The 23,441-nt window shown below is 70.1% G+C and carries 21 protein-coding genes; 11 read left to right on the top strand and 10 right to left on the bottom strand.

Annotation, left to right across the window (positions count from 1 at the left end):
- Positions 1 to 165 precede the first annotated feature (165 nt).
- Complete coding sequence (locus AB0I53_RS36590; RefSeq protein ID WP_358613357.1) at positions 166 to 354, top strand: DUF397 domain-containing protein; 189 nt, start codon at positions 166 to 168, stop codon at positions 352 to 354.
- A 30-nt stretch (positions 355 to 384) separates the two neighbouring features.
- Here the strand turns inward: AB0I53_RS36590 and AB0I53_RS36585 are convergent, their stop codons facing one another.
- Both AB0I53_RS36585 and AB0I53_RS36580 read right to left on the bottom strand, forming a co-directional pair.
- On the bottom strand, positions 385 to 1,311 hold the full coding sequence (locus tag AB0I53_RS36585) for an SDR family oxidoreductase (protein ID WP_358613355.1): 927 nt from the start codon (positions 1,309 to 1,311) through the stop codon (positions 385 to 387).
- 45 nt (positions 1,312 to 1,356) lie between these two features.
- Entirely contained in the window at positions 1,357 to 2,799 is a 1,443-nt protein-coding gene (locus AB0I53_RS36580; RefSeq protein WP_358613353.1) for an MFS transporter, read from the bottom strand.
- A 223-nt stretch (positions 2,800 to 3,022) separates the two neighbouring features.
- On the opposite strand from AB0I53_RS36580, the gene AB0I53_RS36575 reads away from it, so the two are divergent.
- From AB0I53_RS36575 to AB0I53_RS36560, 4 genes are all read left to right on the top strand, one after another.
- Entirely contained in the window at positions 3,023 to 3,883 is an 861-nt protein-coding gene (locus AB0I53_RS36575; RefSeq protein ID WP_358613351.1) for a TetR/AcrR family transcriptional regulator, read from the top strand.
- Positions 3,884 to 3,958: 75 nt separating this feature from the next.
- Positions 3,959 to 4,843, top strand: a complete 885-nt coding sequence (locus AB0I53_RS36570) for a 3-keto-5-aminohexanoate cleavage protein (protein ID WP_358613349.1) — start codon at positions 3,959 to 3,961, stop codon at positions 4,841 to 4,843.
- A 219-nt stretch (positions 4,844 to 5,062) separates the two neighbouring features.
- Complete coding sequence (locus AB0I53_RS36565) at positions 5,063 to 6,025, top strand: 3-hydroxyacyl-CoA dehydrogenase NAD-binding domain-containing protein (protein WP_358613347.1); 963 nt, start codon at positions 5,063 to 5,065, stop codon at positions 6,023 to 6,025.
- The gene (locus AB0I53_RS36560; protein WP_358613345.1) at positions 6,022 to 6,462 is read left to right on the top strand and encodes a thioesterase family protein; all 441 of its coding nucleotides are present in this window, start codon (positions 6,022 to 6,024) and stop codon (positions 6,460 to 6,462) included. Before AB0I53_RS36565 ends, AB0I53_RS36560 begins: the two co-directional genes overlap by 4 nt.
- 36 nt (positions 6,463 to 6,498) lie before the next feature.
- Here the strand turns inward: AB0I53_RS36560 and AB0I53_RS36555 are convergent, their stop codons facing one another.
- A complete protein-coding gene (locus tag AB0I53_RS36555; protein ID WP_358613343.1) occupies positions 6,499 to 7,632 on the bottom strand; it encodes a hypothetical protein in 1,134 nt (377 codons plus the stop codon).
- A gap of 138 nt (positions 7,633 to 7,770) precedes the next feature.
- Between AB0I53_RS36555 and AB0I53_RS36550 the strand changes: the two genes are divergently transcribed.
- Both AB0I53_RS36550 and AB0I53_RS36545 read left to right on the top strand, forming a co-directional pair.
- On the top strand, positions 7,771 to 8,715 hold the full coding sequence (locus tag AB0I53_RS36550) for an ADP-ribosylglycohydrolase family protein (protein WP_358613341.1): 945 nt from the start codon (positions 7,771 to 7,773) through the stop codon (positions 8,713 to 8,715).
- Positions 8,716 to 8,784: 69 nt separating this feature from the next.
- The gene (locus tag AB0I53_RS36545) at positions 8,785 to 8,955 is read left to right on the top strand and encodes a hypothetical protein (RefSeq protein ID WP_358613339.1); all 171 of its coding nucleotides are present in this window, start codon (positions 8,785 to 8,787) and stop codon (positions 8,953 to 8,955) included.
- A 131-nt stretch (positions 8,956 to 9,086) separates the two neighbouring features.
- On the opposite strand, the gene AB0I53_RS36540 is transcribed toward AB0I53_RS36545, so the two are convergent.
- From AB0I53_RS36540 to AB0I53_RS36525, 4 genes are all read right to left on the bottom strand, one after another.
- The gene (locus tag AB0I53_RS36540; RefSeq protein ID WP_358613337.1) at positions 9,087 to 10,472 is read right to left on the bottom strand and encodes an FAD-linked oxidase C-terminal domain-containing protein; all 1,386 of its coding nucleotides are present in this window, start codon (positions 10,470 to 10,472) and stop codon (positions 9,087 to 9,089) included.
- 306 nt (positions 10,473 to 10,778) lie between these two features.
- Positions 10,779 to 11,708: an NAD(P)-dependent oxidoreductase gene (locus tag AB0I53_RS36535; protein WP_358613380.1), complete on the bottom strand. Its 930-nt coding sequence runs from the start codon at positions 11,706 to 11,708 to the stop codon at positions 10,779 to 10,781.
- Between the two features lie 203 nt (positions 11,709 to 11,911).
- A complete protein-coding gene (locus tag AB0I53_RS36530) occupies positions 11,912 to 12,115 on the bottom strand; it encodes a cold-shock protein (RefSeq protein ID WP_358613335.1) in 204 nt (67 codons plus the stop codon).
- Positions 12,116 to 12,380: 265 nt separating this feature from the next.
- Positions 12,381 to 13,547, bottom strand: coding sequence for a Glu/Leu/Phe/Val dehydrogenase dimerization domain-containing protein (locus AB0I53_RS36525; protein WP_358613378.1), 1,167 nt, complete (start codon positions 13,545 to 13,547; stop codon positions 12,381 to 12,383).
- A gap of 513 nt (positions 13,548 to 14,060) precedes the next feature.
- Between AB0I53_RS36525 and AB0I53_RS36520 the strand changes: the two genes are divergently transcribed.
- From AB0I53_RS36520 to AB0I53_RS36510, 3 genes are all read left to right on the top strand, one after another.
- Positions 14,061 to 14,882: a hypothetical protein gene (locus AB0I53_RS36520; protein WP_358613333.1), complete on the top strand. Its 822-nt coding sequence runs from the start codon at positions 14,061 to 14,063 to the stop codon at positions 14,880 to 14,882.
- Positions 14,883 to 15,069: 187 nt separating this feature from the next.
- On the top strand, positions 15,070 to 16,677 hold the full coding sequence (locus AB0I53_RS36515; RefSeq protein ID WP_358613331.1) for an amidohydrolase family protein: 1,608 nt from the start codon (positions 15,070 to 15,072) through the stop codon (positions 16,675 to 16,677).
- A gap of 363 nt (positions 16,678 to 17,040) precedes the next feature.
- Positions 17,041 to 19,257: a germacradienol/geosmin synthase gene (locus AB0I53_RS36510; RefSeq protein WP_358613330.1), complete on the top strand. Its 2,217-nt coding sequence runs from the start codon at positions 17,041 to 17,043 to the stop codon at positions 19,255 to 19,257.
- Positions 19,258 to 19,311: 54 nt separating this feature from the next.
- Here AB0I53_RS36510 and AB0I53_RS36505 read toward each other — a convergent pair whose 3' ends face one another.
- The 3 genes from AB0I53_RS36505 to AB0I53_RS36495 are packed head-to-tail and all read right to left on the bottom strand — an operon-like array spanning position 19,312 to position 22,354.
- Complete coding sequence (locus AB0I53_RS36505; protein WP_358613328.1) at positions 19,312 to 20,520, bottom strand: amidohydrolase family protein; 1,209 nt, start codon at positions 20,518 to 20,520, stop codon at positions 19,312 to 19,314.
- Positions 20,517 to 20,978, bottom strand: a complete 462-nt coding sequence (locus AB0I53_RS36500) for a GAF domain-containing protein (protein ID WP_358613327.1) — start codon at positions 20,976 to 20,978, stop codon at positions 20,517 to 20,519. Before AB0I53_RS36500 ends, AB0I53_RS36505 begins: the two co-directional genes overlap by 4 nt.
- Positions 20,975 to 22,354, bottom strand: coding sequence for an MFS transporter (locus AB0I53_RS36495; protein ID WP_358613326.1), 1,380 nt, complete (start codon positions 22,352 to 22,354; stop codon positions 20,975 to 20,977). The genes AB0I53_RS36500 and AB0I53_RS36495 overlap by 4 nt, the downstream gene beginning before the upstream one ends.
- 148 nt (positions 22,355 to 22,502) lie before the next feature.
- Between AB0I53_RS36495 and AB0I53_RS36490 the strand changes: the two genes are divergently transcribed.
- Complete coding sequence (locus AB0I53_RS36490; RefSeq protein WP_358613325.1) at positions 22,503 to 23,384, top strand: MurR/RpiR family transcriptional regulator; 882 nt, start codon at positions 22,503 to 22,505, stop codon at positions 23,382 to 23,384.
- Positions 23,385 to 23,441: the final 57 nt, after the last annotated feature.

Raw genomic sequence — 23,441 nt, 5'->3', positions numbered from 1 at the left:
CTCCTCCTAGTGTCCTATTTCCCGCGACTAATTACCGCAATCAGTTTTCCTTTGTACCGGGCAGTTGTCTATTTTGGCGAGAATTCGCAGCCCAAAAGACTCACGGGCCCTGGCCAGCGGCAACCAGGGCTGATTGACAGTTCGGCTCTCGGAAGGTGGCTGACCATGTCGCGAGATCGAACCGACGCAGGCTGGTTCAAAAGCTCCCGAAGCACCGGCGGCAGCGACAACTGCGTCGAGGTCCGACTCCAACGCGACGTCGTCCGGGTCCGGGACTCCAAGGCTCCCGAGGACGGCGTGCTGACCTTCGGCTCCGCCGCTTGGAGCTCCTTCCTGGACTCCTTGAAGGCGTGAGGTTTCCGCTTGTCACGAGCGGCGGTTGGTTCAGTGTTGGACCCAGCTGTCCGGTTGGGTGCCGTCGGTGTCGGTGAAGCCGTACTCCCTGGCGATTTCGGCGGAGGTCACCGAGCTTTGGTTCCACCTCGCTCGGTTCGGGTCTGCGGCCAGTGCCGCGACCGCGCGGCCGACGTAGCGCGGTGATTCCGACGAGGCGAATCCGCTTGGAGCAGTCGGGCGTCCGTCGGATCGGTCGGGTTCCAATGCGGCGCGCCAGTTCGCTTCGGTGACCCCGTAGTTGTCGAGCATCATCTCCGAGCGCAGCCAGCCCGGTGTGATCGCGACGGCCGTTGCGCCGTGCGGCGCGAGTTCGTGGCCTTGGGAGAACGCCAGGCGGTTCACCGCGACCTTGGCCAGGTCGTAGAACACCGAGATGCGGTACCGCGAAGCGTTGTGGGCGGCAGTGCCGTCGGTGACCTCGACGAGCAGTCCGCCCGGCTTGGTGATCAGGAGCGGCAACAGGTGGTGCGAGGTGATCAGGTGCGTCTCGACGCCGAGCCGGAGGATGCGCAGACCGGCCGCCAGGTCGTGCTCCCAGATCGGGGTGTTCCAGTCGGCCGGCCCGCCTTTGAGCCGCTCGGCGCCCCAGATGTCGTTGACCAGCACGCCGAGGTGGCCGTGCTCGGCCCGGACGCGTCCGGCCAAGCGCCGCACCTGCTCCGGGTCGAGATGATCGACCTGCATCGCGATTCCGGTACCGCCGAGGCGGGATACGAGCTCCGCGGTCTCCTCGATCGTCTCAGCGCGGTCGTAGTCCGACCCGCCCCTACCGGTTGCGCTGCTGCGTCCCGTGCAGATGACCGTCGCGCCGGCCTCTCCCAGCGCAGCCGCAATGCCCCGCCCGGCACCCCGGGTCGCCCCCGCGACGAGAGCGACGCTCCCGCGCAGCGCATCGGGATCCGGTGCCCACCGCATCCCGCGATTCTGACACCCTCGCCCGGGGTTTGGCCGCTCTCGGCGTCAGCCGCTGCCCGACGGATCAGCGCGGCGGCGCGCCAGGAAGACTTCGGCTAGGGCCACGAGCAGGGCAGCCGTGACGAAGCCGACGGAGACGATCAGGCCGTCCGAGATCGCCGCGTCGAAACCGCTCGTCGTCAGGGTTCCGAAAAACAGGCCAGATGCCGCCGCCGTGCCCACCGCCGAGCCGATTCGCTGGCCCGTCTGCTGGACTCCTGCCGCCGTTCCGCCGTGGGCCGCGTCGATCTCGCTCAGGGTCACCGTCTGGTTCGGCGAGATCACCAATCCGCTTCCGGTTCCGGCGATCAGCAGCGGCAGCGCCGTCACCAGCCCCGCCGCCTCTCCCGGGTGCGTTGCCAGCAGCAGATCCGTCGCCAGCAGGCCGAGCAGTGCCGCCGCCAGGCCGATGATCACCAGGCGTCGGCCCATCCGGTGCACGACCCGGCCGCCGACGGCCGACGCCACCGCCGAGCCCACCGCGAACGGCGTCAGCGCCAGCCCCGCTTGCAGCGCCGAATAGCCCAGACCGCGCTGGAAGTACACCGCCAGCACGAAGAAGATGCTGGTGAACCCGGCGAAGTACAGCAGGCCCAGCGTCGCGCCGAACGAGTAGCTGCGGATCTTCAGCAGCCGCAGGTTCACCAGCGGCGCGTGCCCCCTCGCCCGGTACCAGTGCTCCCACGCCACGAACAGCGCCAGCAGCACCACGGCGACGATCAGCAGAATCCACGGCGCGCCCCCGCCCTGCTCGACCAGCGGCAGCAGCAGGCACAGCAGGCCACCGCCGAGCAGCAGCACCCCGACGAGGTCGAGGCTGCGGGACTGCTCGCGCGCGCCGTCGCGAGGCAGCACCTTCAGCCCGTAGAGCACCGCCGCGACACCGATCGGCAGGTTCACGAAGAACACCCAGCGCCAGCCGTGCTCCTGCCCGGCGAGCTGGATGATCAGGCCGCCCAGCAGCGGGCCGATCGCCGTCGAGATGCCCACCACCGCGCCGAACAGGCCGAACGCCTTGCCTCGCTCGCGGCCGTGGAACAGCTGCTGCATCAGACCGAGCACCTGCGGATTGAGGAGTCCGCCCGCGACGCCCTGCAGCAACCGGGCGATGACGAGCCACAGCGGCGTCATCGCGAACCCGGCGAGCGCGCTGGCCACCGTGAAAGCCCCCAGCGCCAACAGGAACATCCGGCTGCGGCCCCGGTCGTCGCCGAGCCTCCCCGCGGGCACCAGGACCAGCCCGAAGGTCAGGGCGTAGCCGGAGACCACCCACGACAGCGCCGTCGCCGGCGCGTCCAGGCCCTGCTGGATCGACGGCAGCGCGACGTTGACGATGCTGACGTCGAGCAGGGTCATGAACCCGGCGACCAGGCAGATGGCGAGCACCCGCCAGCGCCGCGCGCTCTCCTGCTGCTCGGCTGTCTTCGCCGCCGGCTCGCTGTGGTTCACGAGTTCAGCTCAGCACGTTCGTACTACCCTCGCACCATCCGGCCGGGGCCGACATTGCGACCGACTGACTTATCAATCACAGTCTGGCTCCCGGACGATCTCCGACGGGATCGCGATTCACCCGACTGGCTAGGCACGTTGACCCGATAGCCGGCAACCCGCCAGGATCGCAACACTCCCGAGTCGTTGCGATTCTCGCAATGGACTGTTAGCGTTCCGTCCCGTGCAGGACACGACGGCGGCGTTGCGCCAGCGAGTGCGCGACGCGTTGCGCCAGTATCCGGGGAGCCAGCGTGCCTTCGCCGAGCAGATCGGGCTCGACCCGACCAAGCTGTCCAAGTCGCTGACCGGGACCCGCCGGTTCACCCCGTTCGAGCTCACCCGCATCGCCGAGCTCACCGGCGTCACGGTGAACTGGCTGATCTACGGCGGCGACGACGTCGAGACGGTGGCTGCCGCGCCGCAGCGCACCGCGCGGGCCGAGCGCGAACCCGGCGACCTCCGCGAAGCGGGCCGGTACCAGCAGATCCTCGACGCCGCCTGGAAGCTGGTCGCCGAGCGCGGCTACCACTCGGTGCGGATCGCCGACGTCGCCAAGGCCTGCGGCACCAGCGCCGCGACGATCCACTACTACTTCCCCGGCCGCAACGACCTGCTCACCGAGACCCTGCGGTACTCGGTGCGGCTGGCCTTCGACCGGCAGGTCGCCGAGCTGCACAGCATCGAAGACGCCCACGAGCGCCTGCTGCGGCTGGTCGAACTCCAGCTGCCCACCCCGGGCCTGCTGCGCGAGGAGTGGTCGATCTGGCTGCAGGTGTGGACCGAGAGCGCCCTCAACCCGGATCTCCAAGTGCTGCACAACGATTCCTACACCCGCTGGCACGACACGATCGCCCGCACCATCCGGCAAGGCCAGCAGCAGGGCGTGTTCACCGACACCGACGCAGAAGAGCTCACCGTGACGCTCACCGCGCTCATCGACGGGCTGGGCATCCAGGTCCTCGCGGGCCGGCCCGGCCGGTCGGTGGAGCGGATGCGCCGCGTACTACGCGAGTTCGTCCAGCGCGAGATCGTCCACCACTGAAACCCGAAGAACCCACCCGGGCGCGAATTTCGGCGCGCCCGGGCGATCAGCCGCACCCATGGAAGGGAGAGCCCAATGGGCAACGAAGTGATCATCACCGCAGCGCTCACCGGCGCCGGTGACACCACCGGCAAGAGCGAGTTCGTCCCGGTCACCCCGGAACAGATCGCCAGGTCCGCGGTCGAGGCCGCCGAGGCCGGGGCGGCCGTGGTGCACATCCACGTCCGCAACATCGAGACCGGGCAGGGCTCCCGCGACGTCTCGCTCTACCGCGAGGTGGTGGAGCGGATCAAGGAAACCGGCATCGACGTGGTCATCAACCTGACCGCCGGGATGGGCGGCGACCTGGTCATCGACGCCGACGACCCGCTCAAGCCGGTCGACGGCACCGACCTGGTCAACGGCCTGGACCGGCTGCCGCACGTCGAGGAGCTGCTGCCGGACATCTGCACGCTGGACTGCGGTTCGCTGAACTTCGGCGAGGGCAGCCAGCTCTACATCTCCACGCCCGACATGCTGCGGGCCGGCGCCAAGCGGATCCAGGAGCTGGGCGTCAAGCCGGAGCTGGAGATCTTCGACACCGGCAACCTGTGGTTCGCCACCAAGCTGATCGAGGAGGGGCTGATCGACGCCCCGCCGCTGTTCCAGCTGTGCGCGGGCATCCCGTGGGGCGCCCCGCCGAACCCGGGCCTGCTGCAGGCGATGGTGAACATGCTGCCGGCCGGCGCGAACTGGGCGAGCTTCGCCATCGGCCGCGACCAGCTGCGCTGGGTCGGCCTGACCGCCGCGCTCGGCGGCAACGTCCGCGTCGGCCTGGAGGACAACCTCTACCTGAGCCGGGGCGTGAAGGCCACCAACGGACAGCTGGTCGAGCGCGCGGCGACGATCGTCGAGGGCATGGGCATGAAGGTCGCCACCCCCGACCAGGCCCGCGAACAACTCGGCCTCCAGAAGCGCTGATCGGAACGATTCATAGCTCGGTTCGCGTAGCGGTGCGGGTAGCGGAACCTCAGACGCCCCCTCGGCCCGGGATCCCCGACTCATGTATGACCACCACGCTGGGGCTGTCCTCCCGAGGAGACGTCTGAGAACCCGTGACGGTGCAAGTTGAGTCCCACACCGCAAGCGGCTCCCGCCGCTTACACAGACAAAAGCCCTGTCTGAAAAGGAATTCCCAAGTTGAACGAGAACACTCCCTCTCCTGCTGCGGTGCGGCGGGTCGCCTGCATCGGTGCCGGTGTCATCGGCGGCGGTTGGGTCGCGCACTTCCTGGCGCGCGGCTACCAGGTCACCGCGTGGGATCCCGCGTCCGGCTTCGAGGCCAAGCTGCGCCGCCTGGTCGACGCCGCGTGGCCCGCCCTCATGGAGCTCGGGTTGGCCCACGGTGCCTCCCGCGACAACCTCGTCATCGCCGACACGCTCGAAAACGCGGTCGCCGAAGCCGAATTCGTGCAGGAGAGCGCGCCGGAAGACCTGGCGCTCAAACAGGATCTGCTGGCCCGCATCGACGCCGCGACGCCGGCCGGCGTCGTGATCTCGTCGTCCACCTCCGGCTACGGCATGACCGAGATGCAGGCGGACTGCCCGACGCCGCAGCGGCTCGTGGTCGGCCACCCGTTCAACCCGCCGTACCTCATCCCGCTGGTCGAGGTCGTCGGCGGCGAGCGGACCGAGCCGTGGGCGGTCGCGTGGGCGGCGGAGTTCTTCGAGGTCGCAGGCAAGTCCGTGATCACCATGGACCGCGAGGTGCCGGGCTTCATCGCCAACCGGCTGCAGGAGGCGATCTGGCGCGAGGCGCTGCACATGGTCGCCAACGGCGAGGCCACGCCCGCGCAGATCGACGCGTCGATCACCGAGGGCCCCGGCCTGCGCTGGCCGCTGCTCGGGCCGTGCCTGACCTTCCACCTCGCCGGCGGCGAGGGCGGCATGGCGCACATGCTCGACCACTTCGGCCCGTCGCTGAAGTCGCCGTGGACCCGGCTGGAGGCGCCGGAGCTCACCGACGAGCTGCGCGACGCCATGGTCGAGGGCTGCGAAGAAGCCGCCGACGGCCGCAGCATCGCCGAGCTCGTCGCCGACCGCGACCGGGCGGTGATCGCGGTGATGCGCGCGATCGACGGCGTGCGGAACGGCAAGCCGTGACCGGGCTGCGGGAACACCGGGAGCTGGTCCGTCCAGAGTGGATCGACTACAACGGTCACCTCAGCGAGGCGTACTACGTGCTGGTGTTCGGCTTCGCCACCGACGCGGTGATGGACCAGGTGGGCCTCGACGCGGCCTACCGCACCGGCGCCGGGTGCTCGCTGTACACGGTGGAGGCGCATGTGCGCTACCTACGCGAGGTCAAGCCGGATTCGGAACTCGTGATCACCAGCCGCGTCGTGGGCACCGGCGCGAAGAAGGTGCGCATCTGCCACGAGATGGCGGTCGACGGCGTGCTGGTGGCGACCGAGGAGATCATGGCGCTGCACGTCGACGGCGCGCAGGGCGGCACCACGCCGTTCCCGGCGGCGATCGCCGAGCGGTTCGCCGCGCTGGCCGAGCAGCCGCCGGAGTACGCGGGCCGGTCCATCGGCTGAGCGGCTCGGGTGAGCGGGATTCCTCCGGAATTCCGCTCACCTGGCGGCAACGACTCGATCGAGCGCCGCGCACACCGCGATGACCAGGATGAAGAACGCGCCGGCGGCGGCGAGCAGGCGGGCCTCGGGATATCCGCCCGTGACGAGGAATCCGGCGCAAGCCGCCGCCGCGCCCGCCACTGCCGCGAGGGCGAGTTCGACGGCCCAGGCACGCCACGGCATCGCCGAGCCGCGCGCCGCCTCGTGCACGCCGCAGGCCACCGCGGCGGCGATGATCACCAGGCCCGCCGCCGCCGACAACATCGGAGTGCCGAAGGAGATCCCGTAGCGGATCGGCAACGCCGGTGCGAAGAAGAACACCAGGAACCAGCCGAGCGACGCGCTGACCGCCGTGATCCCCGGCCCGGCCTGCGCGGCCGGCAGCCGGCGCGCGATCAGCCTCGCCACGACGAGCACTCCGGCCGCGGCCGCCATCGTCGGCGCCGCGGCCGCGAGGTGCCCGAGGTTGTAGAGCAACGCGGTGTCGTAGACGGCCAGCACCAAGGCACCCAGTGCCGCCGCCGAAATCACGAACGCCGCCAGTTCCGCCACCGAACCGACCCGCTCCCGGCTGCCCGCGGTCAGCCGAGCCACGCACCACGGCGTCACCAGCCCGGACGCGACGCGGAGCACGATGTCGTCGGTCGTGTAGGGGTTGGCCAGCGACAACTCGATCAAGCAGAAGGTCGCGGTGTAGGAAACCGCCACCGGCCACACCGCGGCCCGCCGGAAAACCTCGGCCCCGAACCACCGGCAGATCGTGAGGTAGGCCAGCACCACGAACGGCAGCTCCAGGAACGCCTGCACCCGCAACAGGCTCCACGACAGCAGTTCCGGACGCGGCCACACCTCCGCCAGCGAGGAGATCACCGGGTTGTCGTCGGCCAGCGCGAACCAGCCGGTGGGCAGGTAGCGCGCGATGAACGCCGGATCGCCGTGCCACACGCGCATCAGGTAGATCGTGCACAACACCTGGTTCACGTAGATCACGCCGGACACGACCAGCAGCCAGAAACCGGGATGCCGCAACAGGGTCGGGCGCGAGCCGCGCAGCCGGCGCGGCCACCGCCAGCCGGCCAGGGCGGCAACCGTGGACAAGACGATCAAGGCGCCGAGGACGACCGCCACCATGAACTCCCTTGGTGAAAAGCGCTTTCGCGGCAGAGACTATCCGGCGGCGTCCGGTCGGCGAGGGAAGTTGACGACGTCCGCCCGCCCGGGCTGGGCGTACCGTTGACACCAACCGCCTGTGTCCTCGGGAGGCCTTCGGTGAACTCGACCGGTTCCCCGCCGGCGCACGACCGCGCCCGCGGGTTGTTCACGGGAGTCGGGCTCGGCGACGCGATGGGCGCCGCGTTCGAAGGCAAGCCGTCGGTCACCGAGCTGACCCTGCGGGAGTTCGAACACTCCAACCACCAGCTGCGCTACACCGACAACACCGTGCTGACCATCGCCGTGGCCGAACACCTGCTGGAGCGGGCCAGCCACGGCGGGCACCTGCTCGACGAGGGCGAGCTGGCCGCCGCCCTGACCTGCGCCTGGACCCGAGAACCGTGGCGCGGGTTCACCAGCTCGGCGGCGGAGATGTTCGAGCGGCACAACTCCGGCATGCCGTGGCGGGACGCGGCCGTGTCGCTGTTCCACGGGCAGAGCTCGTTCGGCAACGGCGGAGCGATGCGCTGCACTCCGGTTGCGCTGGCCGCGCAAAGCGCCCACCACGCCGCGGAGCTGGGCCGGCGCACGGCGTCGGTGACCCACACTCATCCCGACGGTCAGGAAGGCGCCGCGGTGCAGGCGTGCAGCGCGTACCTGGCCCTGCACGACTGCGGCCGGCTCGATCCGGAATCGTTCCTGGACAAGCTGGCCCACGAGATCCACGAACCGGAGTGGGTGCGGCGGCTGCACGCGGTCGCCGCGCAACTCGGGCACCGGGACCCGCACCGCGCCGCCGAGGCGCTCGGCAACGACGTGCGGGCCACGCATTCGGTGCCGCTGGCGCTGTGGGCGTTCCTCGCCCATGTCGAGGCCCCGGCCGACGTCGTGCGGCAGTGCATTCGGGCCGGCGGCGACACCGGCACCATCGCCAGCATGGCGGCGGCGCTCGCCGGCGCGCTGCGCGGTGCCGCCGGTTGGCCGCAGTCGTGGCTGCGTCGCATCGAGGGGCTTCCGCGGCTGCACGACCTGGGCGACCGGCTGGCCCGGTTGTCGGCGTGAGCCGCGCGCCGACCGGCCGGGCTCGTTACCGTTGCGGTTGATCCGACCAGATATCGACGGGAGGACTCGATGAACGCCGAAACCCCGGAAGCGGACGCCGCCGAACAGGCCCGCCAGGCCGAGGAAGTCCCCGAAGAGGAGGAGTCGGAACTGCTCGAAGTTCCGCTCGACGCCGACCCGGCCGACCTCGCCGACCAGCACCGCCCGGTCCCGGTGGACGACTCCTACGACCACGACTGACCGCTCGTGAGTGGCAACTCCGGTAAGAACCGGAGTTGCCACTCACGAACCCGCCAGGGCGGCGGGACGATTTCGCGCGAAATCGCCGCTCACCACGCGTGCCAGGTGGCGGTTTCGCGCGAAATCGACGTTCAGCCCTCGTCGGGCAGGACCCGGCCGGGGTTGAGGATGTTGCGGGGATCCAGGGCGCTCTTGATCGCTCGCTGGCTCCACAGGCCCGCTTCGTCGAGTTCCTCGCCCAGCCAGCTCCGCTTCAGGTGGCCGACGCCGTGCTCGCCGGTGATGGTGCCGCCGAGCTTCAGGCCCAGCGCCATGATCGCGTCGAACGCCTGCTGCGCGCGGGCCGACTCGTCCGGGTCGTTGGAGTCGAAGGCCACCACCGGGTGCATGTTGCCGTCCCCGGCGTGCCCGGCGCACAGCACCTGCACCCGGTACCGCTCGGCGATCGGGCTAAGCCCCTCGACCAGGTCCACCAGGCGCCGCCGGGGCACGCACACGTCGTCGACCAGCGTCGCGAGGCCGAGCTTCTCGTGCGCGTCCCCGACCAGCCGCCGGGCCTGCATCAGCAGCTCGCCCTCGGCCGGGTCGTCGGCGACGACGACCTCGGTGGCGGCGAAGGAGCGGGCCACCCGCTCGAAGGCAGCCAGGTCGCCGGGCGCGGCGTCGCCGCGGTCGGACTGCACGAGGAGCATGCCCGCCACGCCGTCCGGGAAGCCGAGGTCGGCGATGCGCTGCACGGCGCGGACCGTCGGATCGTCCATGAACTCCAGCACCGACGGCCGGTAGCCCTCCCCCAGGTATCCGGCGACGGTGCGGGCCGCGTCGGCGATGGTCGGGAAGAACGCGACCGCGGTCAGCGGTTGCGCGGCGGCGGGCCGCAGCGCGACGGTGATCTCGGTGACCACGCCGAGGGTTCCTTCGGAGCCGACGATCAGCCGCGTCAGGTCGTAGCCGGCCACGCCCTTGGCGGTGCGGCGCCCGGTGCGCATCACGCGGCCGTCGGCGAGCACCACCTCCAGGCCGCGCACGAAGTCGCCGGTCACGCCGTACTTCACGCAGCACATGCCGCCGGCGTTGGTGGCCACGTTGCCGCCGATGGTCGAGATGCTGCGGGAGCCGGGGTCGGGCGGGTAGAACAGCCCGTGCTCGGCGGCCTTCGCCGCGAACACGCCGTTGACCACACCTGGCTGCACGACCGCGATCTGCTCTTCGGTGTCGATCTCGACGATGGCGTCCATCTTCTCCAGCGACAGCAGGATGCAGCCGTCGATGGCGTTGGCCGCGCCGGAGAGTCCGGAGCGGGCGCCCTGCGGCACCACCGGAACCCGGTTCTCGTGCGCCCATTTCAACGTCGTCGAAACGTCCTCAGTGGACCGGGCGCGGACCAGCACCGACGGCGTCCCGGCCGGGCAGAAGGTGGCCCGGTCCCTGCGGTGGGCCTCCAGCACGTCGGCGTCGTCGAAAACGCTGCCCGCCGGCAGCAGTTCTCGCAGCGGGTGCACGTCAGTGGCGGTCATAGATTGTTCTCGTCTCCGGCCTCGGGGGGGGCATGGTCTTACCTCTGAACCTAACCCGTGCCACCCCGGATCTCCCAGCCCCGCGACGCACATGAGGCGGGAATCCCAGTCTCGCGGGTCCTTGCCAGAATGCGGCGCCAGCCGCATGCGGTGTGCGCACCACCGCGGGTTCTCAGACGTCGTCTGGCGAGGACAGCCCCAGCGCCGCGTATTGGACATACACAAGTCGGGGATCCCGGAGTCCAGACGGCGGTCGTAATTCCCGCAGGGGGCCGGCCACCCGCAAACCCATGCTGAAATCGCCTCTCAGCCCGTCCAGAGGCCGAACAGCGAGGCGAAGCCCTCCCGCCAGCTCGGCCACGCCGGCCGCCAGCCCAGCGTTTCTCGTAATCGGAAGTTGGTGGCGCCGCGCTGCTCGGTCAGCTGGTGCACGGTCAGCCAGTCCAGCTGGGTCCTGGCCTGGTCCATGGTCAGCGAGACCGGGGCCGGGCCGCCCGCCATCCGCGCGTACGCCGGCAGCCATTCCGCCGATTCGGCCGGCTCGTTGTCCACCACGTTGTAGGTGCCGGGCTCGCCGTTGGTGAGCAGTTCGAGCACCGCTCCGGCCGCGTCGTCGACATGGGTGAACGACGTCAGGCCGACGCCGTCGTCGACCAGCGGCAGTTCGCTGCCGCAAACCCGCGCGTGGATCGCGCCACCCGGCGCGTAGTGGGTGTCCGGGCCGTAAAGCGCTCCGTAGCGCAGCGCGATGCCCTCGATGTCCGGGCGGCTCAGCACCGCTTCTTCCATCGCCGCCAGGGCGCGCACGGCGTCGCCCCAGCAACCGGGCGCATCCGTCCACAGTGGAGATTCTTCGTCCAGCACGTCATGCCCGTGCGGACTGTAGGCGGCGGTCATGCTCTGCCCGATAATGCGCCGCGCGCCGACCGCGACGGCGGCGTCGACCAGGTTCCTGGCCCCGCACTCGCGCAGCCGCGCCGTTCGGCGCAGGCCCTCTTCCTGATCCGCTGTCCCGAAACCGGACGTCTGGTCGATGACCACGTCCGGCTCGACGCGAGCCAGCTCCCGGCGCAACCCGGGCGGATCCAGCACATCGGCGACGGCGACATCGTCGCCCGCAACCGCACCATCAAGTCGGTCCGCGTGCCGGACGAGCGCGGTCACATGATGACCGCGCTCCCGCAACAGCGGAAGCAGTGTTCTCCCGACAACGCCGGTCGCACCGGCGACAACCACACGCAGGGGCACATCGACCTCGCACCGGGTTAAACGTCAGCGGGCTGGAAGCCTACCCCGGCGGCGTACCCCTCAACGGGTGAAAAAGGCTGTCCTCCTCGGCGGCAGACCGGCACCGCAGGCGGCCCGGATCTGCCGCCCATCGGAGGCGGCACCAGAGCACTCTCCGATGCATCGTCATGCCTTCTCAGGCACGACCTGGTTCAGGCCGTGCGGATGTCCGCGGCCTGCGGCCCCTTCGGCCCCTGCGCGATCTCGAACTCCACCCGCTGCTGTTCCTCCAGCGTGCGGAAACCGGTGGATTGGATCGCGGAGTAGTGGGCGAAGACGTCAGCGCCACCGCCGTCGGGGGTGATGAACCCGTAGCCCTTCTCCGCGTTGAACCACTTGACCGTACCGGTAGCCATTCCCTGTTTCTCCTGATTCTGCTGGCCAGGGTCGACACTTCGCAGACCCCCGGTCGCCGAGCTGATCACCCGGTGCCCGGCGCGGCCGGAACACCACGGCACAAAAAAAGCGCCTGCGTTCTGGCAGGCACTTTTCCAGTACTGCAAGGACCAAAACTGCAACCAAGGCAAACGCTAGCACTCCGACTGCGGGTTGTCACACATCGATCGCACCGTGTGATCGATGTGCGCAACCCGCAGCCACAGTGGAGCGAAACCGCCTGCGTCAGGGGATGCTGAGCAGCCCCTGACCGCTCTCCTCGGCGGCGCGGTTCTGCTCGTTCTGGTGCTCCGCGAGCCGCAGCGCCGCGGCCCGCGGCGTGAGGCCTTCGGTTTCCCAGGCCGCCAGCAGCGGCGGGATCTTGGCCAGCATCTCCTCGCGCAACACCTGGAAGGACAGCACCGGGTCGGCGTCGACCCGGCCGAGCAGCAGCCACCACGCCCAGGCCACCGCGCCGGCGTTGGCCACAAAGTCCGGGATCACCGGAATTCCGCGCGTCGCGAGCATTTCCTCGGCGTCCTCGGTGACCGGCGTGTTGGCCGCCTCGATGATCACCTTCGCGTTGACCTCCGGCACCTGCGGCGCCTTGATCGTGAACGAGACCGCGGCCGGGATCAGCACGTCGACCTCGGCGGAGAGGACGGCTTCGCGCGGCAGCTGCCGGACGTCGGAGGGCACCTGGGCCCGGTCGATCTCGCCGAAGCGGTCGCGGGTTTCCAGCAGTGCCGGGACATCCAGCCCGTCGGGATGCCACAGCGTGCCCACCGCGTCGGCCAGCGCGACGACCTTGAGCCCCGCCTCGTGCAAGTAGTAGGCCGCGCCGCCGCCCATCGTGCCGACGCCCTGCACGGCCACAGTCGTCTCCGCCTGCGCCCAGCCGCGGGCGTGCACGACACCCAGGCAGCTCTGCGCGACGCCGTAACCGCCGACCACGTCGCCGAGCAGCAGACCGCCGGGCACCGGAGCGTTGAGCCCGGCGCGGACGCGGCGCAACGTGCGCTCCGCGTCCGGGGCCCGGCGGATCGCCGCGTGGTAGGACTGGTGCAGCCCGAGCTCGGCGAACACGTCGTCGATCAGGTGCTGCGGCACCCCGAGATCCTCGGCCGTCACCCAGTGGGCGTCCACCCACGGCCGCATCGCCTGCAGGAAGCGGCTCAGCACGCCGCGGGCGGCTGGATCCTTCGGATCGCAGTCGATGCCGCCCTTGGCGCCGCCGACCGGCAGGTCGAACACGGCCGTCTTGCGCGCCATGCCACGGGCCAGCGCCTCCACCTCGGACAGCGTGCAACCGGCACGCATCCGAGTCCCGCCGGTAGCGAGACCTGACACGAGACTGTGCACGACCAGGTAACCGTTGCAGCCGGTTACCGAGTCCGTCCAGATCACCCTCATCAGCGGGTCGCGGTCGACGAATACCACGGGCCGAACCTCCTCTCAGAGCGCATACCTGACGCGGGCGCGCACGCCCGGATTTCATCGGGAATCGATGTTCAGGCGACCCGCGGGGCACCCGCGACGGTCACCGGCACTGCCGAAAGAGTCGGTCAGTGATGTCGCAGCCAGAGCGAGGAAGAAGACAACCATCGGGCCGGGCGGGGGTTGCGGTAGGACTCGGTTCGCATGACCCACCTCCCACATACGGCCGGAATGGCTCGAAATTAAACGCCATCTCGTCTGATTGTCAACAATCTGCGGTCACGTCATCGGAACGGGTGCGTGTCCCCCGGTTACCTGCCGGTTCGGGGCGGCTCCGCAAGGTGCGAAAACGTGATCAACTTGGCCGCGACCGCCACCCGACGGGGTTCTAAGCTTCCCGTCACGACGTACGACTGCGTCGCGCGAACCGGTGTGCGATCTTGGCCGAAACGACTCCCACGGTTCCCGCGCGACTGGGAGGATGCAGGAATGAGCCAACCGGGACCCCATGACCGACCGGGATCGCTGGACGAGGTCGCACAACAGCAGCTGATCCAGGAGATCGGCCGGGTTGTCGTGCGCGCCCTGCCTCCGGGCTGGCAGGAAGCCACCGTCGAATACCGCGAACTCGGCGACCACCGCGAACTCGTCGCGCAACTGCTCGCGCCCAACGGCACGGCCGTCCCGCTGGCCGTCCCCACCGACGCCGCAGAACTGTTCGTGCGGCTGCGCCACGGCATGTACCAGCCGGACCGCGGCACCTGGGTCAGCGCGCTCTACCGGCTGCAGCGGCCTGGCAGCTACACCGTCGACTTCAACGGCGACTACGAGCCCGGCTGGCGCACCGCTCCCCCACCGGAGGCCTTCGACGAGGAGCTGCGCCGCTACCCGCGGCCCGCGGCGGTCACGCCCGACTGGCTGACCCCGCAGAGCACCGGGCCGGCCGGCCTGCGCACCGCGGAGGTCTTCGACGACGGCGGGCGGCCGATCACCGAGCGGCCGGAGCTCGACCCGGCGGAGCGCGACCAGCTGGCCGAATACCTGGAGCGGGCCCCGATCGTGCTGGCCGCGCGCAGCTACGACACCGACCGGCTGGACCCGCGCCGCAACCCGGCGGTGCCGATGACCTTCCACACCGACGGCAGCTGGATCTGGCCCGGCGCGGTCGGCTACTACCTGCGCCAGCACGGCGTCGCGCCGGAGGCGGAGCTGGTGGCGCACATCCGCAGCCACGGCTTCCAGATCCCGGAGGTCGACGAGCCCGTCCGCGAGCAGGCGGTAGCGGTCATCACCGGCGAACAACGCATCTGACGGCCGCAGGCTCGATGTCGTGAGCGGCAACGGTCGCTACGACGACCACAGCCACTCACGACCGTCGCCCCTCCCCTCGTGAGTGGCAACGGTCGCCATCACGGCCAGCCCCTCGCTTCGCGGGTGGTGATCGGCCTGGTGCGGCGCGATGGGCCGCTGCGCGGCGTGGTCCTGCGACAATCCGGGCATGCGCGAAGTCGTCTTCGTGGGCGGGCCGGTGGCCACAATGGACGCCGCCCGTTCGTTCACCGATGCCGTCGCGGTGCGCGACGGCCGGATCGCGGCCGTCGGCGACGCCGCCGTGCGCGCCCGGCTGAGCCCGGCGACCGAGGTGATCGACCTCGACGGCCGGTTGCTGCTGCCCGGCTTCCACGACGCGCACGTGCACCCGGTGTACGGCGGCATCGAGCGGCTGCGCTGCGACCTCTCCGACTGCCTCGACGCCGCCGAATGCCTGCGGCTCATCGCCGAGTTCACGCCGGATGCGGGCTGGGTGCTCGGCGGCGGCTGGGACATGGGCCAGTTCCCGCGCGGCACGCCCGACCGCGCCACCCTCGACTCGGTGACCGGCCACCGGCCGGCGTACCTGCTCAACCGCGATCACCACGGCGCGTGGGTGAATTCCGCGGCGCTGCGGCTGGCGGGGATCGACCGCGACACCCCGGATCCGCCGGACGGCCGGATCGAGCGCGACTCCGCCGGCGAACCCGCCGGGACCTTGCACGAGGGCGCCACTCGCCTGGTCGAGCGGGTTCTGCCGCCGACCAACGCGCAGGAATACCTCGCGGGCCTGTTGGAGGGGCAGCGGTACCTGCAGTCGTGCGGGGTGACGTCCTGGCACGACGCGATCATCGGCCCGTACCTCGGCTACGACGACACGCTGGAGACCTACCTGGCGGCCGACCGGCAGGGCCTGCTGACCGGCAAGGTCCGCGGCGCGCTGTGGTGGGACCGCGCCCGCGGCCGGGAGCAGATCGAGGAACTGCGGCAGCGGCGCGAGCTGGCGCGGGGGCGGCGGTTCCGCGCCGACGCGGTGAAGATCATGCAGGACGGCGTGTGCGAGAACTTCACCGCCGCGCTGCAGCTGCCCTACCTGGGCGGCCACGGTCGCGGAATGTCCTTCGTGGATCGCGATGTCCTGGCCGCCGTGGTTTCCGAGCTCGCGGCCGACGGGTTCCAGCTGCACTTCCACGCGATCGGCGACCGCGCGGTCCGCGACGTGCTGGACGCGCTCGCCGCGGCCACCACCGGCCGGGAGTTGCGCCACCAGATCGCCCATGTGCAGGTGGTGCACCCAAGCGACATCCCGCGGTTCCACGAGCTCGGCGTCGTCGCGACGATCCAGCCCCGGTGGGCGGTCAACGACGCCGCGATGACCGAGTTGACCGTGCCGCACCTGGGACATCGGCGCGCCGGGTGGCAGTACCCGTTCCGGTCGCTGCGTGCCGCAGGCGCGGTGCTGGCCGCGGGTAGCGACTGGCCGGTGTCCGGCCCCGATCCGATGCAGGCGGTGGACGTGGCGGTCAACCGGCGCGAACCGGACACCGACGACGCACCGTTCTTGCCGGAGCAAGCACTCGATCTGGTGGACGCGCTCGCCGCTTACACCGCGGGGAGCGCCTGGGTGAACCACGTGGACGGCGAAACCGGCACCATCGAAGTCGGCAAGGCCGCAGACCTCGTCGTGCTCGACCGCGACCCGTTCTCGTTGCCACCAACGGAAATCGGGCAGTGCCAGGTAGACCTGACGATGGTCGACGGCGCGGTCGTCCACGAGCGGAAGAATGTAACGTGAGTGTTTTGCGTAGCGGTGCGGGTAGCAGCCCCCCTGCGGGAGTTGCTGCGGCCTTCTCGCTGTGGAATCCCCGACATCATGAATGCGAATTCACCACGTCGGGGCTGTCCTCGCTGGGAGAACCCCAGAGGGGTGGGCACCGTGAACCCGCGGCGGTGCGAGCTGAGTCCCACACCGCAAGCGGCTACCGCCGCTTGTAAAACGAGCGGAAGGCGTGACCCAACGCAGCGTCGCGCTGGGCTGGTCGAGCGACACCGATTCTCGATCGTGTGTAACCCCACCGCAGGCATTGGCCGCCAACGCCAACGCTGGTTTCGTGCGCAGAGTCGACGACCATCGCAGAGAGGTCAGGTGCGCGAAACCATGCAGCCCTTCCGACTGCCGGACTTCTACCTGTCCTACCCGGCTCGGCTGAACCCGAACCTGGAGCGGGCACGAGAGCACAGCAAGGCGTGGGCTTACCGGATGGACATGATCGACGTGCCGCAGGACGGCGTGCCGATCTGGGACGAGGCGGACCTCGACCGGCACGACTACGCGCTGCTGTGCGCCTACACGCATCCGGACGCGGACGGCCCGGAACTGGACCTGATCACCGACTGGTACGTGTGGGTGTTCTACTTCGACGACCACTTCGTCGAGCTGTACAAGCGAAATCCGGACCTCACCGGGGCCCGCGAATACCTCGACGGGCTGGCGGCGTTCATGCCGGTGGAGGGCCCGATCACGGCGGAGCCGACGAACCCGGTGGAACGCGGCCTGGCCGACCTGTGGGCCCGCACGGTGCCGGCCATGAGCGCGGACTGGCGGCGCCGGTTCGCCGAGAACACCAAGCACCTGCTGGACGAATCGCTGTGGGAACTGGCCAACATCTCCGAGAACCGGCTGTCCAATCCCATCGAATACGTGGAGATGCGCCGCAAGGTGGGCGGCGCGCCGTGGTCGGCGAACCTGGTGGAGCACGCCGTCGGCGCGGAGGTTCCGGCCGAGATCGCCGCGACCCGCCCGATGGAGGTGCTGCGCGACACGTTCTCCGACGCCGTGCACCTGCGCAACGACCTGTTCTCCTACGAGCGCGAGGTGCAGGACGAGGGCGAGCTGAGCAACGGCGTGCTGGTCTTCGAGAAGTTCCTCGGCTGCACGACGCAGGAGGCCGCGGACGCGGTCAACGATCTACTCACCTCCAGGCTGCACCAGTTCGAGCACACCGCGCTGACGGAGGTGCCGCGGCTGCTCGACGAGCACGGCATCGACCCGCTGGGCCGGTTGGCCGTGCTCGGCTACGTGAAGGGCCTGCAGGACTGGCAGTCCGGTGGCCACGAGTGGCACATGCAGTCCGGCCGCTACCCGGACGGCTCGACCACGCCGACCGTGCTGGCCGGACCGAACGGGCTGGGCACCGCGGCGACGCACATCGCCTCGTCGCTGCTTTCGACCGCGCCGCAACGGATGCGCAGCTTCACCCGGGTTCCGTTCCAGCCCGTCGGCGAGATCACGCCCCGGGAGTTCTACATGCCCTTCGAGGTTTCGATGTGCCCGCACCTCGACGTCACGCGGGAGCACAACGTCGAATGGGCCCGCGCCATGGGCATGTTCGAGGACGTGCCGCAGGTGTGGAACGAGAAGCTGCTGCGGGACAACGACCTTCCGCACTGCTCCGCCGGGCTCGACCCCGATGCGACCGTCGAGGAGCTGGACCTGTCGGCGGCCTGGCTGACGTGGGGAACCTACGGCGACGACTACTACCCGTCGGTATTCGGCCACGGGCGGAACATGGCGGGCGCGAAGGCGCAGAACGCCCGCCTGAAGGAACTGCTCCCGCTCGAGGGCGCCAGTCCGGTCGTTCCGGTCAACATGCTGGAACGCGGCCTGGCCGACCTGTGGGAGCGCACCGCCGGCCCGATGCCGCTCGAAGCCCGCCGCGCCTTCCGGAAAGCCGTGGAGGTCATGATCGACAGCTGGCTGTGGGAGCTGGACAACCAGCACCAGAACCACATTCCGGACCCGATCGACTACGTCGAGATGCGGCGCCGGACGTTCGGCTCGGACCTCACCATGAGCCTGTCCCGCTTCTCGCACGGGCAGTCGGTGCCGCCGGAGATCTACCGGACGCGCACGATCCGCAACATGGAGAACTCGGCGATCGACTACGCGACGATGGTGAACGACGTCTTCTCGTACCGCAAGGAGATCGAGTACGAGGGCGAGGTGCACAACGCGGTGCTGGTCGTGCAGAACTTCCTGGACTGCGACCAGGATCGGGCCTTCGACATCGTGCACGACCTGATGAAGGCGCGGATGCAGCAGTTCCAGCACACGGTGGAAATCGAGCTGCCGGCGCTGTTCGAGGAGCGGGAACTGGATGCAGAGGCCCGGGCGACGCTCACCCGCTACGCCTCGGAACTGCAGGACTGGACGGCGGGAATCCTGAACTGGCATCGGGAATGCCGGCGGTACTTCGATTCGGAGCTGCGCCACAACATCCCGATCGGCCTGACGCGCAGCGTGCTCCCCGGCCCCACCGGCCTCGGCACCTCACTTGCCCGGCTGCCATCGAGCTGGGACCCGGTGCTCGGCTGAGCCGGAGTGAGCGGACCGTTCGCCTCGATGGACGAGGCGAACGGTCCGTTCACCTCACGCCAGGGCGCCGTGCTGGATGACGTGGCGGATGTGCTCGGGGTCCGCGAGGGTTGCGATGTCCTCCAGCGGGTCGCCGTCCAGGACCACCAGGTCCGCCAGCGCGCCTACCCGCAGCGTGCCGATTTCGCCGGTCATGCCGAGCAGGTCCGCCGCCGTGCTCGTCGCCGAGCGGATGACCTCCAGCGGCGGCAGGACCTCGCCGCGGATCCGGAACTCCTCGTTCTGGTGGCGGTGCATGCCGCCGAGCAGATCGCTGCCGTAGACGATCTTGACGCCGCCGCGGTGCGCCATCTCCAGCGCCGCCAGCCCGGCGCCCAGCACGTCGTCGACCTTCCGCCAGCTGTCCTCCGGCAGCCCGAACTCGCGACCCTCGGTCTTCAACGCCCAGTACGTCACCAGGGTCGGCACCAGGAACGCGTCGTGCTCGAGGAATTCGGCCACATTGGACTCGTCGATGAGGTTGCCGTGCTCGATCGACCGGATGCCCGCCCGCAGAGCCCGGCTGACCGAACGCGCCGTGTAAGCGTGCGCGGCGACGTAGCGGTTGGCGGCGTCCGCTTCCTCGACGATGGCCCGGAGCTCGTCCATCGAGTACTGCGTGGAGTCGATGCGGTCGGTCGGCGACGCCACGCCGCCGCCGGCCATCACCTTGATGTGGTGCGCGCCCTTGCGCAGCTCGTCGCGCGCCGCGGCGCGCACCGCGTCCACGCCGTCGGCGATCCGGCCGAGCCCGGCGCAGCACTGGTGCCCGTCGTGGATCCGGGTGCCGCGCGGGCGGCTGTCGCCGTGCCCGCCGGTCTGGCTGAGCGCCTTGCCGCAGAACGCCAGCCGCGGCCCGCGGATGAGGCCTTCGGCCTGCGCGTCGGCCAGGCCGAAGTCAGCGCCAGAGGCATCGCGGACCGTAGTGAAGCCGCGGTCGAGCATCCGCCCCATGATCTGCGCGGCGTGCGCGGTGGCGTAAGACGGCGACCACGAAGGCAGCGCACCGAGATCGGCGGTGGCGGCGGTGACGTGCACGTGCGCGTCGATCAGCCCGGGCAGGACGGCGGCGCCGGCGAGTTCCACGATCTGCGCGCCTTCCGGCGCGGTCAGGCCGGGGCCGGTCTCGGCGATCCGGCCGTCGACGCACAGCAGGTCGCCTTCGGCGTACTCGCCGGTCTCGACGTCGAGCAGCTTGCCGGAACGCAGCAGCAGGGCGGTCACGAGTTCGACTCCTCCTTGGTGTTGTCGAGGCGCTGGACGAGTTCGGCCAGCGCGGGAACGGCCAGCGACGCCAGCTCGGCGGCCCGCTCCACCTGGGCCGGGCCGTAGGCGTGCTCGGCGTCGAGCAGGGCGAGGGTGCCCAGCGTGGTGCCGTCGTCGGCGACGACCGGCACGTTGATCACCGAGCCGCAGCCGAGCTCCGCGATCAGCGCGTGGTCGGCGAAGACCTCGCGGACCGACTCGGCGTCCGGCCCGAAGAACGGCTTCTGCTGCCGGATGCAGCGATCCAGCCATTCCGCGGCGACCTCGACGGACTTCTCGCCGCCCACCGGGTACTGCTCGGGATGGCTGGTGTGCGCCCGGTGCAGCACGCGGCGGCCGGGCAACCACGCCAGCACGGTGAACAGCCGGACCCCGAGCTCCCGCCGGATTCGCTCTTCCACAGTGGACAGGTTCATCGCGCGACCGCCTTCTCGACGTCGGCTTCGGCCACGTCCTCCAGCGACCGGCCCGCGGTGGACAGCCCGAACAGCAGGGTGCACACCACGCCGACCGCCAGCACGGCGGTGGTCATGCCGAACACGCCCCCGAAGCCCAGCGACGCGGCGAACACGCCGATCACCGACGGCGCGATGATGCTGCCGACGCGGCCGAACGCGCTGGCCAGCCCGGTGCCCGACGCCCGGATCCAGGTCGGGAACACCTCCGGGGTGTAGGAGTACACCGCGGCGTAGGTGCCGTTGAGGAAGAACGACAGCACCGCCGCCGAGACCGTGATCATCACCGGGTCGGTCATCTGCGACATCCAGAACGCGCTGGCCGCGGAGCCCGCCAGGTAGAGCGCGATGGTGTTCTTGCGATCCAGGAATTCGCCCAGCCACGCCGCCGAGAAGTAGCCCGGCACCTGCGCGAGGTAGATGATGATCGAGAACTCGAAGCTCTTGGTGACCGTGATGCCCTGCTTCACCAGCAACGTCGGGATCCAGGTGAAGAAGCCGTAGTAGGAGAAGGTGATCACGAACCAGATCAGCCAGGTGATCGCGGTGCGCCGCGCCATCCGGCCGGTCCACAGGTACTTCAGCGCGGAGAACAGGCCGATCTTGCGGGCCTCGGCGGGCTTTTCCACCGCGACCTCCGGCACCGGCGGGAGTTCGGCCCCGGTCGCCGCGCGCACCTTGCGCTCCAGGTCGACCACGACCGCCTCGGCTTCGGCCGTCCTGCCGCTGGCCAGCAGGAAGCGCGGCGATTCCGGCAGCGAACGCCGCCACCACAGCAACATCAGGATCGGCAGCGCGGTGATCACCTGCGCCCATCGCCAGCCCTCGGGGATCGGCTGCACCACGAACCTGCCGAGCAGCGCGGCACCGACGAAGCCGAAGGAGAAGAAGCCGGCCAGCGCGCCGACGAACCAGCCGCGCCGCGCGGCGGGGACGAACTCGGACAGGAACGGCGCGATGATCGCGCTTTCCGCGCCCGTCCCGAATCCGGCCAGCACCCGGGCGCCGAGGAAGATCTCGTAGTTCGGGGCGACCGCGGCGACGATGGAGAACACCGCGTAGATCGCCAGCGCCCACATCATGACCTTGCGGCGGCCGATGCGGTCGCCGAGCAGCCCGGCGCAGGTGGCGCCGAACAGGAAGCCGAAGGGGGCGGCCGAGCCGACCAGGCCGAGCTGCGCGTTGGTCAGGCCCCACACTTCCTGCACGCTCGGCATCAGGAAGGCCACGACGGCCGCGTCCATCCCGTCGAAGGTGTAGCCGAGCCCGCCGATCAGCAACAACAGGTAGTGCGGCCGGCTCAGCGGGAGCCGGTCCAGCCGGGCTAACAGGGACAAGGGTGCCTCCAGAAGTTTCACAGCACCGAACGAAGTGACTGGCAACATATAGTGCAGATATTCTGATATGCAATACCTGTTGCGTTTAGGGCTCGTTACAGTGTGCGCCGGTAGGTGCCGACGCCGAACGGCCGACGAAGGGAACCCGATGACCACCGACAGCGCAGCCGGGGAATCCGACGGATTCGAGGCCTGGTTGCGCGGGCGCGTGCCCGAGCGCGGCTTGCGCAGCAAGGGCACGTCGGTGCTGGAAGTGCTGCTGACGCAGCCCCGGCGGGCGTCCTACGGCTCGGCCGCCGAGGCCGCCGAGCTGGCCGGGGTCAACGTCGCGACGGTGAGCCGGACCGCGCAGGCGCTCGGCTTCAGCGGCTGGTCGGACCTCCAGCAGGAGTTGCGGGCGCGCTACCTGTCCTCGCTGAGCGCCCCGGACGTCGCCGCCGCGCAGCGCACCGAGGACGAACTCGGCGTCGCGTCGTTGCGCCGGGACCTGGAATCGCTTGCCATGCTCAACCGGCGGTTCGACGAGCGGCAGATCCGCACCATCGCCGAAGCGATCGCGCGGGCGCGGCGGGTTCTGATCGTCGCCCACGGCAGCTACGCCTCGATCGGCGCGGCGTTGAGCCACAACGTGCGGCTGGCCGGATACGACGCGACCTTGACGCACGACGCCGACCTGGCCAACGCGGTGTCCCGGATCGAATCCGACGACGTGCTGGTGGCGATCAGCTTCTGGCGGCTCTACCAGCACACCGTGACCGCCGCCGAGGAGGCCCACAACCGCGGCGCGCGCGTCTTCGTGCTCTCCGATGCGGCCAGTCCGGATTTGGCCGCAGCGGCGGAGGAAGTGCTGCTGATCCCCGCCGAAGGCGTGGCTTTCTTCCCGTCCCTCGCGCCCGGGATGGCGGTCGCCCAGGCCATCGTCGCCCAGTTGTCCACAGTGGATCCCGAGCGGACCCGCAAGTCCATCGAAGCCGCCGAGGCCCAGTGGTCCCGCTTCGGCCTGATGCACCGCCAGCCCCGGCGCGGTTGAGCGCAGCCCGGACGGGGTTGGGGAGTTGGCGAGGAAAAACCCACCCCCCCACACCGG

This window comes from Saccharopolyspora sp. NPDC050389 (assembly GCF_040655595.1).
In the GTDB taxonomy this organism is placed as follows: Bacteria; Actinomycetota; Actinomycetes; order Mycobacteriales; family Pseudonocardiaceae; genus Saccharopolyspora.
Note: the sequence above shows the minus strand (reverse complement) of the source record. Positions and strands in the feature narration are given on the sequence as shown.

What these genes read in the sequence shown, in the direction of transcription:
- AB0I53_RS36590 (WP_358613357.1), top strand. Translation starts at nt 166, where the DNA reads ATGTCGCGAGATCGAACCGACGCAGGCTGGTTCAAAAGCTCCCGAAGC.
- AB0I53_RS36585 (WP_358613355.1), bottom strand. Translation starts at nt 1,311, where the DNA reads ATGCGGTGGGCACCGGATCCCGATGCGCTGCGCGGGAGCGTCGCTCTC.
- AB0I53_RS36570 (WP_358613349.1), top strand. Translation starts at nt 3,959, where the DNA reads ATGGGCAACGAAGTGATCATCACCGCAGCGCTCACCGGCGCCGGTGAC.
- AB0I53_RS36555 (WP_358613343.1), bottom strand. Translation starts at nt 7,632, where the DNA reads ATGGTGGCGGTCGTCCTCGGCGCCTTGATCGTCTTGTCCACGGTTGCC.
- AB0I53_RS36545 (WP_358613339.1), top strand. Translation starts at nt 8,785, where the DNA reads ATGAACGCCGAAACCCCGGAAGCGGACGCCGCCGAACAGGCCCGCCAG.
- AB0I53_RS36540 (WP_358613337.1), bottom strand. Translation starts at nt 10,472, where the DNA reads ATGACCGCCACTGACGTGCACCCGCTGCGAGAACTGCTGCCGGCGGGC.
- AB0I53_RS36530 (WP_358613335.1), bottom strand. Translation starts at nt 12,115, where the DNA reads ATGGCTACCGGTACGGTCAAGTGGTTCAACGCGGAGAAGGGCTACGGG.
- AB0I53_RS36525 (WP_358613378.1), bottom strand. Translation starts at nt 13,547, where the DNA reads ATGAGGGTGATCTGGACGGACTCGGTAACCGGCTGCAACGGTTACCTG.
- AB0I53_RS36520 (WP_358613333.1), top strand. Translation starts at nt 14,061, where the DNA reads ATGAGCCAACCGGGACCCCATGACCGACCGGGATCGCTGGACGAGGTC.
- AB0I53_RS36515 (WP_358613331.1), top strand. Translation starts at nt 15,070, where the DNA reads ATGCGCGAAGTCGTCTTCGTGGGCGGGCCGGTGGCCACAATGGACGCC.
- AB0I53_RS36510 (WP_358613330.1), top strand. Translation starts at nt 17,041, where the DNA reads ATGCAGCCCTTCCGACTGCCGGACTTCTACCTGTCCTACCCGGCTCGG.
- AB0I53_RS36500 (WP_358613327.1), bottom strand. Translation starts at nt 20,978, where the DNA reads ATGAACCTGTCCACTGTGGAAGAGCGAATCCGGCGGGAGCTCGGGGTC.
- AB0I53_RS36490 (WP_358613325.1), top strand. Translation starts at nt 22,503, where the DNA reads ATGACCACCGACAGCGCAGCCGGGGAATCCGACGGATTCGAGGCCTGG.